Raw genomic sequence first — 14,916 nt, 5'->3', positions numbered from 1 at the left:
AATGAGCGTTGTAATACTTAATAGTATTTTTCTATCCAACAGAAGACTCCACGATAAAAAAAGGAGCCTAACTTAGGCTCCTTAATAAAAAACTGATAATAGAATTGTGACTACTTAACAGTCACCTTACCGCCAGCTTCTTCGATGCGCTTCTTAGCATCTTCAGCAGCATCCTTAGCAATACCTTCTTTAACTGCCTTGGGCGCAGCTTCCACCAAGTCTTTAGCTTCTTTCAGGCCCAAACCGGTCAATTCTCGGACAATCTTCAGCACGGCAATCTTCTTATCAGCTGGGACTGATTCGAGAATCACTTCAAACTCGGTTTGCTCAACAGCTTCTTCAGCAGGAGCAGCAGTAGCACCAGGGCCTGCAAACGCTACGCCAACAGGTGCAGCAGCACTCACACCAAAAGCTTCTTCAATTTGCTTGACTAACTCAGAAGCTTCGATTAAAGACAGGGTTTTTAGTTGTTCTAAAATTTGATCGGTTGCAGCAGACATTGATATAACTCCTGTAATTTTGATTATTTATTTGTCATCGGTCATTAGTCATTAGTCATTAGTCATTAGCTTTTGACTTTTGACTGATGAACTACGAAGTCTATTCAGCAGCAGTTTCAGTGCTGCTATCAGCTTCAGCAGAGGTTTCGGCACTGCTATCTTGAACAGCAGCAGTTTCGGTACTACCACCACTTTGCTCTTGGTCGGCCACAGCCTGCAAAGCACGAGCCAGTGAACCAGGAACTTCGTTGATACCCACAGCAATCTTGGTAGCCAAGGCGTTGATAGCCCCAGCGATTTGGGCGATGAGTTGTTCCTTAGATGGCAAGTCTCCTAGTACCTTGACATCAGGTTCTTTGAGTAGGCGACCTTCCAGTACACCACCACGAAGTTCTGTCTTCTTGGTAACTTTCTGGAATTCTTGGTATGCCTTAATTGCCGATGAAAAATCTTCTTTTACCAGCAAAAAGGCAGAAGCACCATTGAGTAATTCCGACAAAGGCTGCCATTTTTCATCGTCTTTAATGGCAATGCCCATTAAAGTGTTCTTCGTCACCTTACAAACAGTGCCACTGGGACGCAGCCGCCGCCGTAAATCTGTGATTTCCGAAACTGTTAGCCCCTGATAGTCAATTACCAGTGCCAGAGTTGACTCACTCAAAGTTTCTTTGAGGTCAGCTACTATTTCTTTTTTATTTTCTAGTGTTCTACCCATTCCAATCTCACCTCCTTAAAACAATCGGTGATTGCCCTACTTGTACATTTCTTCTAAACCTGAACCCAAACAACAAACCCCGACTAATTTAGCCGGGGTTGAGTATTAAGACTCCCGATGTCATAATTTATTACACCTTTAGGGGTAATAAATTATGACAATTAGAGTTTTAACCTCGGCAGGGTATTTAAGCTATTCGCACCTGCTGTCTCCGGCTTTGCCTATTGAATTTGATCATTAGTCATTTGTCCTTTGCCTTTACAAATGACTAATGACTAATGACTAAAAATTAACCAGCTTCGCTCAGTTTTAAATCTCGTAGGGCGGTGACATCAATTTTAATTGATGGCCCCATTGTGGCTGACACATAAAATGTGCGCCAATAACGACCTTTAGCTCCTGAAGGACGGTTACGATCAATCGTCTCCTGCAATGCCTTCAGGTTGACTAACAAATCTTCAGGCGAGAAGGTTGTCTTACCAAACATAACATGGACAATACCAGTTCGGTCAGCTCGGAATTCTAATTTACCTGCTTTGAATTCTGCGATCGCACCTGCTAAGTCAAATGTTACGGTTCCACCCTTGGGCGATGGCATCAAACCACGCGGTCCAAGCAACTTACCCAACTTTGCCACCTGTGGCATCACATCGGGTGTAGCAATTAGCTTGTCAAAATCCATTCTACCTTTCTGGATTTCGTCAATCAGTTCTTCTGACCCAACTATATCAGCACCAGCACTGCTGGCTTCGTTTACCTTTTCGCCTCTGGCTATCACCGCCACCCGGACGATTTGTCCTGTACCTTTGGGCAGTGCTACCGTTGTCCGCAACTGTTGGTCTGTATACTTGGGGTCAATTCCCAACCGGATATGGGCTTCAGCAGCTTCAGTAAATTTAGCTGTTGCTGTGTCTTTGAGAAGGGCTAAAGCCTCTAGGGGATGATAATCTTTCTCTTCTACTTTTGCTTGCAGACCCTGCAAACGACGCGATATTTTTGGCATTTGTTCTCCTGGGGTAATTCCGAAGCCTCGCCTCTCCCCCGATAATTTTTAGTTATTTGTCCTTTGTCATTTGTCATTTGTTGATTTTTTACTAATAACCAATGACCAATGACTAATCCGTAACTGTTACACCCATATTTTTAGCCGTTCCTGCCACAATCTTCATTGCCGCGTCGATATCGTTGGCATTGAGGTCGGGGAGTTTCGTTTGGGCTATTTCTTGCAATTGTGCTTTGGTAATTGACCCAACCTTCTTTTTGTTGGGTTCATTCGAGCCTTTTTCAACTTTCGCCGCCTTCCGAATCAGCACTGATGCGGGTGGCGTTTTTAGTACGAATGTAAAACTCCGGTCTTCAAAAACCGAAATTTCTACAGGTATCACCGTTCCAGCTTGGTCTGCTGTTTTGGCGTTGTACTCTTTACAAAACATCATGATGTTGACACCATGTTGACCCAAGGCGGGCCCAACTGGCGGTGCTGGGTTGGCTTTTCCAGCATTCAGGGCCAGTTTAATGACCGCCACTATTTTCTTCGCCATTTGTATTTAACTTTGTTTCTCTACCTGATTAAATTCCAATTCTACTGGTGTATCCCTGCCGAAAATTGAGAGCAAGGCTTTAAGTTTACTCCGCTCTGGAGAGACTTCAATCACCTCGCCTTCAAAGTCTTTAAATGGACCAGAAAGCACCATTATCTTATCACCAGTAGCCATGTCAATTTTGACAACAGCTTCTTGTTCGCTGGTTTGTTTGAATATACGCTCAACTTCTGAAGAACTCAGTGGTATGGGGTTGACATGACCGCGACCCTTGCTGCTACCACGTTTTTGTTCTGAACCGACAAAGTTAATTACATGAGAGGTGTTGCGTACCACCTGCCACGTATCATCATCCATCATCATCCGCACCAGCACATAGCCAGGGAAAACTTTTTCTTCTGTATGCTGGCGACTGCCATCTTTGCGGATTTTCACCGCTGGCGTCTGCGGAATTTCTACCTGGATAATTTTGTCAGCTACATCAAAAGTTTGAATGCGTTGCTCTAAGTTAGTCTTTACACGCTTTTCACAGCCTGAAGCTACTTGCACTGCATACCAGCGTGATTCTTTTGACGCTGCTTCTGCTGCTTCTGCTGCTTCGTCTGACTGCAACATTGAGTTGCGTGGTTCATCTGTTGCAAAAGTCATCAGAACACCTGTTGTGCTGCCCAACGAAACAATCCATCGACCAAGTATATCAAAGATGCGGAGAGTGCAACCATTAACAACACAGCTGCGGATTCGCTCACTATCTGTTTACGACTGGGCCAAACTACTTTTTCAAGTTCTTCTTTGGTTCCCTGTATGAAGTTGTTAAAGCTAAACCCATTTGTAGTTTCTGGCAATTCTGCTTCACTTTTTTTGGCCACGACCCTTAATTCTCCCGTTTGTCACTCAATTTTGGTCATCCAGGTTTGCAGTTTCGACTCTATTTCACTTACTGTGAGCAAAACAACTGCAAATACAATAAGTTTACCCGAAATTATTAACGCTGACTGCTATATTAGCAGCTGCGTAATTATTTCGGGCTTTGTTTTTTGCTCATGAGCGCGCCCTGGAGGACTTGAACCCCCGACATCAGGTTTTGGAGACCTGCGTTCTACCAACTGAACTAAGAGCGCACAAGCTGTTTTTGATTCAGTGATTGCGCTGAACTAAATTTCAGTTTAACGCAATATGCGATTTACATCATACCTGAATTTTGTTGGGAAAACAAGTCAGCGGCAGATGCCGCTTGCAGCTTGAGATTTCTCCCAATATTTTGAAGGACGAATCACAAAGGGCGGTCAAACCGTTGCTTGATTCGGGTTGCCTTACCTACGCGATCGCGGAGATAATATAATTTAGCACGGCGTACTTTACCGCGACGTAACACCTTAATGCTGTCAATCCGGGGAGAATGCAACAGAAATACCCGCTCAACGCCCACGCCTTGAAAAACCTTACGAACTGTAATAGTTTCGTTGATGCCGCCATTGCGCTTGGCAATCACAACTCCCTCGTAGGGTTGCACGCGGTATTTTTCGCCTTCTTTGATTTTTACTCCCACTTTTACAGTGTCGCCCACATAAATGTCGGGCAGATTCGATTTTATCTGTTCCGCTTCAATGGAGCGGATAATCTCTTGAGCGTTCATAGTCTTTCTGTCTGCTTAAAAAAACTCACGATCATCAATGATAAATCGATAATCCTATTTCAGTCTACTTGTTAGGATTGATAATTGTACTGATACAACAGCCTGCATATCAAAGCTATATTGCAAAATGCCGTACTACAAAGGAAAAATTTATGAAATTTAGCATCGTCATCAGTACCTATAATCGCTTGAATTTACTGCAAAGAGCAATTGATTCGGCTCGTAACCAAACAGTCGAGTGCGAGGTAGTTGTAGCTGACGATTGTTCTGATGATGACACCCAAACCTATCTCAAAAGCTTAGAGGACAAGGTTGTTTACCATCGTAACGAAGTAAACCTTGGTCATGCAGCAACAGTAAATGCTGGAGTTGCCAAAGCTAACGGCGACTGGATTAAGTTCTTAGATGATGATGACTATTTAGCGCCTAACTGCATAGAAGAGATGGCAAAGGCGATCGCACTTCGTCCCGAAGCTGTAATCTGCTCTTGTGTGGCGGCTCAGGTGGATGGCAATGAAGTTGAACTATCTCGCACCCCCCAAGTTGGCCCTGGTTTAGCTTTTTATATCCCCCAAGCCGATATTCACTACGGGATGCTTTTAGAGCTTGTACCCTTTGGCACACCTGTACAAGTAGCTTGTCGACGTGATGCTTTCCTGCAAAGTGGTGGTTGGGACTCCACACTTGATGCTAACTGTGATGACATCGATTCCTGGATTCGGATTGCTCAGTTTGGCGATGCTATTTTCTTCAACCAGTGTCTTGCTTACCGCACTATCTGGCCGGGTGCGTATAATCAAAAGTTTTCTTTGTCTCGGCGGTTGGCGACAAATATTTTGATGAAGGAGAAAATTTACGCCTTGGTAAATGAGCAACATCGCTCAAAGATTCCTGTCTTTCAGGATATAAAAAATTACCTAAAACTCCATTGGATTTTAGTTGCACTGAAGCAAAAAAATCTCAACAGTTTTCTTTCAATCATAGATCCATCTATACTTTCTCCTCGGTCTTGGAAGTTTTTGCTAACTGCTGTTTCATCACGCCGCTCTCAGGGAAACAATTCTCAAATTCGTAAACTTGTATTGATTGAGTTGCATTATGATGTCTGGCAAAATACCCAGAATAAAAGCGCCAGTCTTCAGAACTTAGAATTAGATTCTGTGCCACTGGTGGACTTGCCCGTGAGCGCCCAGTCAACCTCTGAGCGCTAGACGAAGACGTTACTACCAACTACTAGATTTGTCGCAGTGAAATTATTCAAAGTTGCCACGGTGTCATCATGATAATAACCCCCAGTGTAATTGTTAAAGGGGTGATTGACGAGTTTCATCAAGTTGTCAATATGACACCTAAAGACCTAGAGTCTTGGTTAGATACGGATGAGTCACAAACTGTTGGGCAAAAGGATGGCGACGATGAGTCAATTGGTCATAAATCTGGACGGCGTATCATCCAGCTATTGCAGAGAAACGATGATTATACCAACGACGATCTTTCGCACATGAAGAAAGTTATTAGTTACGTCCACCGTCATCTTGCACAGCAGCCATCGGGTGATTTGGAACACACACGCTGGTGCTATTCTTTGAAGAATTGGGGACACGACCCGCTGAAGTAAAGTACCTTCCTTATAGTCCGCCATTTAGGTTGGCAAATTCCCGCGATCGCCCTAGATACAGTTTTGCGTAAAAGCATAGCATTTTTAATGTAGGGGGATGCATTGGCATTGCAAGGGGAAGCATTGGCATTGCAGAGGGGCGCATTGGCATTGCAGGGGGATGCATTGGCATTGCAGGGGGATGCATTGGCATTGCAAGGGGATGCATTGGCATTGCAGGGGGACGCATTAAGATTGTATTGGGATGCATTGCCATTTCTTTAATTCGCTACGAATTAATGAAATGCTGTACTAAGTGTTTACGTCGCAGAAACCACACAAAAACAGGTTTTTACAGCCGGATTTTAACTCCATATTGCAAAACCAGCCGATCCTGCCAAACTGGTAGCTGCGATCGTAGACTCACAAAAAATCAAGAGGTTAACACCCGCGTGATGCGCAAAGCGCAGCGCCAGGGGGAAAAGAAAATTATTCTTGCAGACGAGCAATTACACAGTGCATAACTTTAATTTCATTAACAATTCGATCGAGTTCTGTGGAGAGCAGAGTTTGTTCTCGAACGGCTTGTAATGTGGGAGTTAAAGTGTTGGAATTGGTAGCAATCTCTGATAACCGAGCAGTATGTAGCTGTTGGATTTGGTTGTGAATTGCTTCGAGATAGCTATCCAGCGCTGGTAATGGTTGAGGTGGCTGTCCCTGCCCAAGGGCATCTGCTAAGTTTTGCAAAACTTGCACAATGGTATCGGCAAGTCGCTTGAGTTCAGTAAACTGGTACTCGCCGCTAAATTCCCGCAGATGTTCTGTCAAAGTTGTTACCGAACTGAAAAAGCCACGAATATATGTCATCAGCGTCATTACAGGTTCGATTTCTCCCTGAATGTGACGAGGTTCGCTGAACAATCGTTGAGCTGCGGCGTTGGCGTTGACATTTTCTAGCGCTGCTTGGTGGCGTAGCATGTTGATAGAATCAGCAAACGCATTATGTTCTGTATGGAGATAGTTAGCAATTACCTGTTGAAAGTAAGCAAGATTAGCTCGAATTGTCTTTTCCAGTTGTGCAGGAAGTTGCTGTCGTTCCCAACGCGGGAAAAGCAAATAGCTACCAAGCAGTGCTAAGGCACCCCCAGCAAAGCTATCGAAGATCCGCAATACTCCAACCTTCCAGCCACCTGCACTAATAATGTTGAGTAGCAATATGATGGCGGGAGTGAGTAGTATGGTGAATATACTGTAGCTTAACGGTCGCACCGACATCGCCACAAACACAAGCACCAGGAAACAAACTGCGATCGCTAATTGATTCTTAACTAGTAAAACCAGAGCAATACCGATAATTCCACCTAAAATAGTACCGATAACTCTTTGGACTGTTGTCTGTGACGTTCCCCCAAAGTTGGGTTTAAGTGCAACTAAAGCTGTGAGCGTTATCCAGTAGCCTCTAGGTAGTTGGAATAGCGAGGCAAGTAATTCCGCAAGCGTTGTGATTAGTGCCAGACGCAACGCATGACGAAAGAGGACTGAATCAAAAGTGAAGTTATTTCGCAGCGTATCAATAATTGTAGAACGCTCTGGTTGGGCTGGGGGGGAAATATCTCGCTGGGCAATGCTGTTGCGTTGTTTTCCTTGGCTTAAATCTGTAACAATCTCTGCATCAGTATGAATTTGCTCTGCCAGCTTTGTCAGACTGGCTGTAATTTTCCCAAGGTTAACTAGATCGGAATATTCATCTGTCTGAGCAGTGATGGTTTGATTGAGGACTTGAGAACGCAGAACTTGCCTTTGGTGTTCTAGTGCTTCAATACTTCGATCCAGATCCCCTAAGTGAGGTGAGTTTTTTCCTTTAGCGATCGCTCGTGATAACATTTGCAGAGCAATTGCCAATTGTTCTATCACTTGCTGAATTTCTGGCTGTAACCGAGAAAATAGTTGATGTTCGGATGCGATCGCTAATAGTTCGTTCAGTGCTACAACAGAATTGACAATTTGATTTATATCCTCAATTAATACGAGTAACTGATTTCCTCGTAGGTTAGCTCCTCTTTGCCTAGTCCAGATAGTTGTCCAGACGCTACGGGCAGATGTCAAGTTCTGAATGAGTGTATCCTGAGCTTGCAAAAATTGCTGTTCCCACTGCTGACGATCTTTTGGATTTAATGCTCTGTGGCCTGCCAAGTCCACAAAATTGCTTAATGAGAGATAACAGTTAGCGACTATCTGCATTGCAGGTACATAAGGACGCACCACCCACAGTCCTAATGACAAGACAGTTGTCCATGTTCCACCAGCCAGACATAGCCCACAGTGTTGAATAAGAGTAGACAAATTAGAAAATGCAGCGAATCTAGCCAGCGCAATCACAAACATGATCGAAGTAATCAAGCTGACAGATGCAGCCACGTTGCCATAGAGATTTGCTAAACCTGTGATAAATATTACCAAGAATGTGGTCGGGACAGCTAACCAGAGATGACTGCTAACCAGACTTGCGATTAGGAACATCACAGTTACCCCAATCGTAGCTGCGATCATCGCAATCGCTCGCTGACGGTAGGCTCCGTCAACATTTACCATCCCAACGAACCAAGCTGCCATAGTGGCGATCGCACTTTCAGCAGCATGACCTGTAATGATTCCAATTCCAATCGGGACACCCAGTATAAAAAGGCTACGCAATCCAGAGGAAAGGGCGGGCTTACCTGGCTGGAGTTGAAACTGCTGCAACAACCAACCCAGAGGACGTTTATCTGTAAATTGCATTATGAAACTGGCGACTATAACAAAGCGCGATCGCTTCTTAAAGCATTTTAGCCAGATATAACTGCGTGGAGGATGGTTGTAATATGTCTTTTGAGGTCATTCAGTTGTTTAATTTTTACTATCACTGGTGCATTTACTGAGAATGACTTCTAGCCCATTTTGTACTTGCTCAAGTTCTTGGCGCTTTTGGTAAATCCACATCTTTTCAGCCTCACGTTGTTCCAGGGTTTCATTGTGAGCTTTTTCCTGCTGTTCGAGGAGATTTTCGTAAAGTGCGATCGCTTGTGAGTGTATCATCTTCATCAATTCACCATCGTCAGGAGCAAGCTGAGAGAACCGCTTTCTTCTGAGCAATAGATTAAGGTTTCAACGAACAATCTTCATCGTGTGCACCCCGCGCGTGACCGGAACGGAGTAATTTGTCTTGACCAGTTCGACGCGCTGCGGCTCGGTGCGGCTTTCAACGAGCCGCCAAAAATCTATCGAACCACCCTTTTGCTGCTGGTCGAAATCGGTGAAGTTAGTGACGGCAAGATAGCGACTGGAGTTGTCGAACACCGCTGTTTCTGGCAATACGCCGTCGAACGCGAAATCGCCGACGCGGTTTAAGAAACCGTTTTCGGAATCGAGCCGCAGCAGCGTCAGCGACGAGAAGAATTCCTGACGCGGATCGTTTGGGGCAAACGTGCTGTTTTCAAGATTGGTCGTCACGATCCATCGTCCGTCGGGACTGATGTTTAAGCCTTCAGGGATAAAACCCGTGCTGGCTCGCGCAATCATCCGGTGAATAGGCGTACCGTCCGCCGCTGTATCCGCCGCGAGCCGGATGCTCTGCACCGAGCCGCGCGGCGAAAAGAAATACGAGCCGGGACCGGTGATGGCAGCTCCAGTGTAAGCCGAGTTGATGATGGCGCAGCGTCCGTTCGGAGTAAAACGCATCTGAAACGGATTGAATTCTATCTGAATCGTATTGCCCCAAGGCGCGAGTGTGATGCCGCTTCCGTTATCGCTTACTCGAACGAATGAGAGAGTCGGCTTTGTCTCGTTGACCAGCGCGAGAATGTTCTCTGTCGGGTGAAACTCAACGTGCGATAGCGAATCGCCCGCCGTCCAGCCAGGAATCTGCGGCACGAGCGGCGCACTCAGTTTGCCATTTTGCAAACGGTAAACGGCGAGCGGTGTCGTTTTGCCGTCGCCGCCCGGTCTGTATGAAACGGCGACGAGCGTACCGTTGTAGTTGATCGCCACCGCTATCGGCTGCCGAAAGCCTTCGATTTGCTGACTGACGCGCGGACGGTCGGGGTTGGACAAGTCAACGACTGTGATTGTGCGCCCTAAAGGAAGGTCTTTGAGCTTTTGATCTGACCTACCTGCCGTGCGCTGTCCGAGTGTTTCGATGACGACGGCGTATTTGCCGTTGGGCGTGACAGCGAGAGATGAGGGAGGACCCGTGACCGAATTGCTGGCAGGAATTTCGATCGCTTTGAGTTCGCGCAGCGGTCTGTCCAGGCGAATGACCGAAAGCGCGTCCGCCCCGTCCACCGCACCGAGATTGCCGTCAATATACGCCGAAGGAACCATATCTGCGTCCGACACCGAGACGAGCAGGCGACCTTTAAAATCGAATCCCGGAGCGGCGGCGCTTTCCTGACCGACAACTGCAAAGGCCGCGGCAAAGAGCAGCCAAGCAGCGCAATTCATCAAATTCACCAGTTTCATATTTTCCTCATCGTCTAATCTCATCCTACAAAAGCTACACCGAAATTTTCGCGGAATTTTTCAGTCCATTCGCGTTGCGGCTTTGACCGCAAACCACAGCGGAACCTCGGAAAATCTGAAATAGGGGATTTTGCCGTTCATCACTAGAGCCAGAGAAACAGCCAAAAAAAGAGATACTGTTTTAGCATCTGACTTTTACCGTAAAGTCTCGAAAAGCTTACTGACTAGCACCGAATTTTAATTACTGTACCGTATATGTTGTACTTTCTCTTAAATCTATTGTGAGTAACCCTTTGAAGACTTAATGGGAAAAGTCAGGTACAGAATGAGGTTTCAGCAGTGAGCGATCGCCTCATCCTACTCCAAGATAAAATCTGTCAAGATGCTCTCACTGTAATTAATCGTTGTGAATCACATGATGAGCTTGATTTTCTCTTTCCCGAAATTATCCGCATTAAAAATCATGATTTAGCAGTATTGGATTCGTGGCAAAATCATATTAATTGGATACAATCGCTTCCTTCATCAGAATTAAAACTTTTAAGTAGCGCTGATTTTAATAACTCAGATACTCACTACTCCACAATCAATTTAGCAGAACCGCCAGAACAATTAGTATATGAGAGTTTAGCCGAAAAATCTCATTTTTATTCGCTTCGTGACCAGTTACTATTTATATTCGAGCCTGAATTACGTAGAGAGTACGAATTTTATATTAGTGAACAAGCTGTAATTACTGGTTATAAAACATTAGTTACATCTAATTTGCAACAGGCATCAGACCTAACTGTTGGTAATCTTTATTACTACTTTAAAATCAGAGATGAATCGAAAGATGAGACAGAGGTAGTTTCAGCTAACTAAAACAGCTACGGCAATTCTTTAAATAACTATTTTCTAAAGTCCGCGTAGGCGGACTTTGTTTGTATAGTCCCGAATTAAATTCGTTCGGATATAAAATCACTCAAATACTACTGTTCTATTACCATACACTAATACACGATTTTGTAAGTGCGATCGCACTGCTCTTGCTAATACAATTCTCTCCAAATCTTTGCCTTTTCTCACCAAATCATCAACTTCATCACGGTGACTGACTCGCACCACATCTTGTTCAATAATTGGGCCTGCATCTAAATCAGGAGTGGCATAATGGGCTGTTGCGCCAATAATTTTCACACCACGTTCAAAAGCTCGGTGATAAGGGTTGGCTCCAATAAAAGCTGGTAAAAATGAATGATGTATATTAATAATTTGCGGAAATTGACTAATAAAACTTGCACTAACAATCTGCATATACTTCGCCAATACAACTAAATCTATTTTGTATTTACAAAGTAATTCTAGTTGTTGAGCTTCTTGTTCTGATCTATTATCTTTATTGATGGGAATGTGCTGAAATTCGATATTAAATTGTTCTGCCACTACATTTAAATTAGAATGGTTACTAATAATTAAAGGAATTTCAGCAATAAATTCTTTGGCGCGTTGTCTCCAAATTAAGTCAAATAGACAATGGTCTTGCCGACTTACCCAAATAGCAATGCGTGGTACTGTATCAGAAAAACGTAATTCCCATTTAGCACCTAAAGGTTGTGCGATCGCATTAAAAGCCGGGGCAATAAATTCTCGTGGCAAATTAAACCCATCTAGCTGCCATTCAATGCGCGTAAGGAATAACCCAGCAGCAAAATCTGTGTGTTGATCTGCATGGATAATATTACCACCGTTAGAATAGATGAAATTGGCAAATTTTGCCACTAGTCCCCTTCGATCGGCACAGGAAATCAGCAATGTTGCTGTCGGATTTGTCATAATAATATCGCCAGAATTGGAATTAATTATTTGCTGTTTGTCGGAGTCGGATTGGGAATGGTGAGCGGAGGAAGTTTCTGACTATTATCTACAGGTTGTTTCCACTCTGATAGTTCCCGATTCACGGCATTGGCAAAATCTGTAGATACCAACAGCACATTTATATTTCCATCAGGTTTCGCAGTAGGGTCAGCTTGAGCATACAAGAAACGACCGTTAAAGTTAGATTTACCCAAAATAAACTGATGGCTTTGTCGGTTTTTCAGGGTGATATTAATAGTTGCTTGGGGTGGTTCTAAGGCAAATTCTTCAAGCTGTTTTGCTGGAGTTGGTAAAGTACGCTCGCTATTACCCTTGACCAACAAATCCATTAAATAAGAAACAATAGCATCATTTGCTGGCCCAGATATCGGAGATTTGATTAACCACTTGGGGTTACTAGAAGATTCAGGGTTACCTTCCAGATTCAGGGTGAGTTTTTTTGTCTTGACTGTTAAAGACTGCACATCATTTTCTCCAAAAGAGAAAATTTTCTGCTTTTGCTCTTTTGTTTCTTCTCGCACAGTTGCACCCCGAATTTCATAGAAGTAAACAAAACCACCTAAACCCAGTGCTACCAGTATCAAAATTAAAGTCGTTCGCGGCAATTTCATTTTTTAGTCATTTGTCATTTGTCATTGGAATTGAGAGAGAATTCTTCACTCTACCGTCGTTTCCACCAAATAATAACTGCGATCGCAAACCCAATTAAAGGTAAAAGCAACAGAGATGACAATATTAAAAGATTACCTTGTGTGGTTGTCAGGGTTATCCGCCGATTTTTCGGTTCTTTGGGACGAATGGAAAGGGGTTGCTCATCCTGTTGACTCAGCCAAGTAACTGAGTTGAGGAATACATCTCCATTTAATTGCTGTTGAAACAAACCATCGGTGGCGAAATCGGAATTTCCTAAAACTACTAACCGTGACTCCGTAGCTGTTTGAGATGAGGGAGTAGGGGCAGGAGCGGGGGGGGAGGCAGGGGGAGTAGGGGAAGCCTTACTTTGAGTGGTTGGTGATGGTAGAGGTAACGCTTGCGGAGTCTTGGGGGAAGGGGAAGCAGTAGGGCTAGCCTTGCTTTGAATGGTTGGTGATGGTAAAGGTAAGGCTTGCGGAGTCTTGGGGGAAGGGGAAGCAGTAGGGCTAGTCTTGCTTTGAGTGGTTGGTGATGGTAGGGGTGAAGGTGTAGGTGCAGCTTGGGGAGTGGAAGCAGATTTGGGTGTTTGTTTTCTTGTTAAGGCAACGCCCAAGGTTAAAGGCCCTTTCAGGTCTTTATCTGCATTAAACTCCAATTTTTCGCTTTGGAGGTCGCTTTCTGCCCAACTGCTGGGGTAGGGTTTGGTTCGTAGCAGTGGAGTAGCCTGAACACCAGGCACAGAGGTAATTTCCAGTGGGCGGGCAATCGGATAAAAAGAATTACCGTTACCGAAATCTTTGGTAATTGGATGTTTTCCGTATTCTGTTACTAAGGGCGCAGCAGGGCCAAGTCCTACAACGCTTTCGCCAGAGACATCGACTGCTAAACGATTATCCAGACGAACACCCCACTCTTGTAGCAAGCTATTAAGTTTGGGATCGGTATTAGGATCAATCATCAGCAGTAAGTTACCGCCGCGATTAAGATATTCTTGCAAAGCTTTGACTTCACCCTCAAACAGTCCTCGTTTGGGGCCAGCTAGTATTACGACAGCCGCATCTTGAGGAACTTTGGAAGTTTCTCCTAAATTCAGGGGTGATGTTGTGAAATTTTTATCGCCTAATCCCTGAACTGCTTGTGATATTGCATCTTTACCAGGCGAAAGTTGGCGTTCGCCATGACCTTGCAGTAAGTAAACTTTGGCTGTGGTTGAATTTGTTAGTTGTTGCAGGCGACTAGTTAATCTGATTTCTGACAAACGCTCATTTTGATTTACTGTTTGTACTAATTGCCGTTTATCGCCAGATTCTAAATAAACTTCCCCGTAATCTTTGACGCCAAACTTTTCTGCAAGTCCTGGTCTAGCTTGGGGGTCGATATACTCGTATTTAAATTTTGAGCTTTGGCGTTGATAATTTTCTAGTAGTTCTCTGTCTTGGGGATTTTGGTTAATATCAAATACCCATACTTTAACTGGCTGTGGTAAAACCCTTACTAATTCACGTGACTGGGGTGCGAGGGTAAATAATTGAGCTTCTGTTAAGTCTGCCCGCAAGTGATAGCGAGTTCCCAAAAAGTTAATCAATCCCAAAATTGCTAATATTGCCAGAGTTGCCACTAGGGCATTAGTCCCAGCTTGGGTAGAACGACGGTTCCACCAGTTACTCTGGTAGCTTTGCCATATTAAGCCTAACCCACTGATGACAATTCCCCCAATCAAAAATACTAAGGGAATTAATCCCCACTGTTCAGAGACTAACCCAACTGTTAAGCCAACAGTAATTAGGAATGGGCCCAACCAAAACAGATATTTCCACAGTTTCTTTTTTGCAACTATCTTCATATTATTAGACTGAAGTGAGGAGTTAGGAGTTAGGAGTTAGTAGTTTTAACAAAACACAATTCAGGAGTCAGGAGCTATAATTCAGAACTAATTTAAT

17 protein-coding genes, 1 tRNA gene and 1 other annotated feature are annotated in these 14,916 nt (G+C 44.2%); of the genes, 4 read left to right on the top strand and 14 right to left on the bottom strand.

Annotation, left to right across the window (positions count from 1 at the left end; genetic code table 11):
* Window positions 1-110: 110 nt before the first annotated feature.
* The 8 genes from rplL to rplS all read right to left on the bottom strand — a co-directional run bounded on the left by rplL (window position 111) and on the right by rplS (window position 4,392).
* On the bottom strand, window positions 111-500 hold the full coding sequence (gene rplL, locus NLP_RS02220) for a 50S ribosomal protein L7/L12 (protein ID WP_104904958.1): 390 nt from the start codon (window positions 498-500) through the stop codon (window positions 111-113).
* A 100-nt stretch (window positions 501-600) separates the two neighbouring features.
* Window positions 601-1,215, bottom strand: a complete 615-nt coding sequence (rplJ, locus tag NLP_RS02215; protein ID WP_104904957.1) for a 50S ribosomal protein L10 — start codon at window positions 1,213-1,215, stop codon at window positions 601-603.
* Window positions 1,216-1,277: 62 nt separating this feature from the next.
* Window positions 1,278-1,448, bottom strand: a sequence feature (ribosomal protein L10 leader region).
* 56 nt (window positions 1,449-1,504) lie between these two features.
* Complete coding sequence (gene rplA, locus NLP_RS02210) at window positions 1,505-2,218, bottom strand: 50S ribosomal protein L1 (protein ID WP_104904956.1); 714 nt, start codon at window positions 2,216-2,218, stop codon at window positions 1,505-1,507.
* 112 nt (window positions 2,219-2,330) lie between these two features.
* Complete coding sequence (gene rplK / locus NLP_RS02205) at window positions 2,331-2,756, bottom strand: 50S ribosomal protein L11 (protein WP_104904955.1); 426 nt, start codon at window positions 2,754-2,756, stop codon at window positions 2,331-2,333.
* 6 nt (window positions 2,757-2,762) lie between these two features.
* On the bottom strand, window positions 2,763-3,404 hold the full coding sequence (gene nusG / locus NLP_RS02200) for a transcription termination/antitermination protein NusG (RefSeq protein ID WP_104904954.1): 642 nt from the start codon (window positions 3,402-3,404) through the stop codon (window positions 2,763-2,765).
* Window positions 3,404-3,625 (bottom strand): preprotein translocase subunit SecE, encoded by a 222-nt coding sequence (gene secE / locus NLP_RS02195; protein WP_104904953.1) that lies wholly within the window; start codon window positions 3,623-3,625, stop codon window positions 3,404-3,406. Before secE ends, nusG begins: the two co-directional genes overlap by 1 nt.
* A gap of 179 nt (window positions 3,626-3,804) precedes the next feature.
* Window positions 3,805-3,877: transfer RNA gene (locus NLP_RS02190), tRNA-Trp, on the bottom strand.
* Between the two features lie 152 nt (window positions 3,878-4,029).
* On the bottom strand, window positions 4,030-4,392 hold the full coding sequence (gene rplS / locus NLP_RS02185; protein ID WP_094348921.1) for a 50S ribosomal protein L19: 363 nt from the start codon (window positions 4,390-4,392) through the stop codon (window positions 4,030-4,032).
* 152 nt (window positions 4,393-4,544) lie between these two features.
* On the opposite strand from rplS, the gene NLP_RS02180 reads away from it, so the two are divergent.
* The 3 genes from NLP_RS02180 to NLP_RS32680 all read left to right on the top strand — a co-directional run bounded on the left by NLP_RS02180 (window position 4,545) and on the right by NLP_RS32680 (window position 6,274).
* Complete coding sequence (locus NLP_RS02180; RefSeq protein WP_234017176.1) at window positions 4,545-5,603, top strand: glycosyltransferase family 2 protein; 1,059 nt, start codon at window positions 4,545-4,547, stop codon at window positions 5,601-5,603.
* 68 nt (window positions 5,604-5,671) lie between these two features.
* Window positions 5,672-6,010: a DUF3140 domain-containing protein gene (locus NLP_RS02175; protein WP_104904952.1), complete on the top strand. Its 339-nt coding sequence runs from the start codon at window positions 5,672-5,674 to the stop codon at window positions 6,008-6,010.
* A gap of 102 nt (window positions 6,011-6,112) precedes the next feature.
* Window positions 6,113-6,274 carry a hypothetical protein gene (locus NLP_RS32680; protein ID WP_158680255.1) on the top strand — a complete coding sequence of 54 codons (162 nt, stop codon included), beginning with the start codon at window positions 6,113-6,115 and terminating at the stop codon, window positions 6,272-6,274.
* A gap of 204 nt (window positions 6,275-6,478) precedes the next feature.
* Here NLP_RS32680 and NLP_RS02170 read toward each other — a convergent pair whose 3' ends face one another.
* The 3 genes from NLP_RS02170 to NLP_RS02160 all read right to left on the bottom strand — a co-directional run bounded on the left by NLP_RS02170 (window position 6,479) and on the right by NLP_RS02160 (window position 10,486).
* A complete protein-coding gene (locus tag NLP_RS02170) occupies window positions 6,479-8,767 on the bottom strand; it encodes an FUSC family protein (protein WP_104904951.1) in 2,289 nt (762 codons plus the stop codon).
* A gap of 108 nt (window positions 8,768-8,875) precedes the next feature.
* Complete coding sequence (locus NLP_RS02165) at window positions 8,876-9,064, bottom strand: hypothetical protein (protein ID WP_104904950.1); 189 nt, start codon at window positions 9,062-9,064, stop codon at window positions 8,876-8,878.
* A gap of 69 nt (window positions 9,065-9,133) precedes the next feature.
* A complete protein-coding gene (locus tag NLP_RS02160; RefSeq protein WP_199784741.1) occupies window positions 9,134-10,486 on the bottom strand; it encodes a hypothetical protein in 1,353 nt (450 codons plus the stop codon).
* A gap of 339 nt (window positions 10,487-10,825) precedes the next feature.
* Between NLP_RS02160 and NLP_RS02155 the strand changes: the two genes are divergently transcribed.
* The gene (locus NLP_RS02155; RefSeq protein ID WP_234017175.1) at window positions 10,826-11,350 is read left to right on the top strand and encodes a hypothetical protein; all 525 of its coding nucleotides are present in this window, start codon (window positions 10,826-10,828) and stop codon (window positions 11,348-11,350) included.
* A gap of 96 nt (window positions 11,351-11,446) precedes the next feature.
* On the opposite strand, the gene purU is transcribed toward NLP_RS02155, so the two are convergent.
* Genes purU through NLP_RS02140 form a run of 3 tightly spaced genes read right to left on the bottom strand, consistent with a single transcriptional unit; the run spans window position 11,447 to window position 14,819 of the window.
* Entirely contained in the window at window positions 11,447-12,301 is an 855-nt protein-coding gene (gene purU / locus NLP_RS02150; protein ID WP_104904949.1) for a formyltetrahydrofolate deformylase, read from the bottom strand.
* A gap of 26 nt (window positions 12,302-12,327) precedes the next feature.
* On the bottom strand, window positions 12,328-12,954 hold the full coding sequence (locus tag NLP_RS02145; RefSeq protein ID WP_104904948.1) for a DUF4340 domain-containing protein: 627 nt from the start codon (window positions 12,952-12,954) through the stop codon (window positions 12,328-12,330).
* Between the two features lie 50 nt (window positions 12,955-13,004).
* Window positions 13,005-14,819 (bottom strand): GldG family protein, encoded by a 1,815-nt coding sequence (locus NLP_RS02140; RefSeq protein WP_104904947.1) that lies wholly within the window; start codon window positions 14,817-14,819, stop codon window positions 13,005-13,007.
* Window positions 14,820-14,916 lie beyond the last annotated feature (97 nt).

Origin of the sequence: Nostoc sp. 'Lobaria pulmonaria (5183) cyanobiont' (assembly GCF_002949795.1) — a bacterium.
In the GTDB taxonomy this organism is placed as follows: Bacteria; Cyanobacteriota; Cyanobacteriia; order Cyanobacteriales; family Nostocaceae; genus Nostoc.
This window is presented reverse-complemented; position numbering and strand designations above follow the sequence as displayed.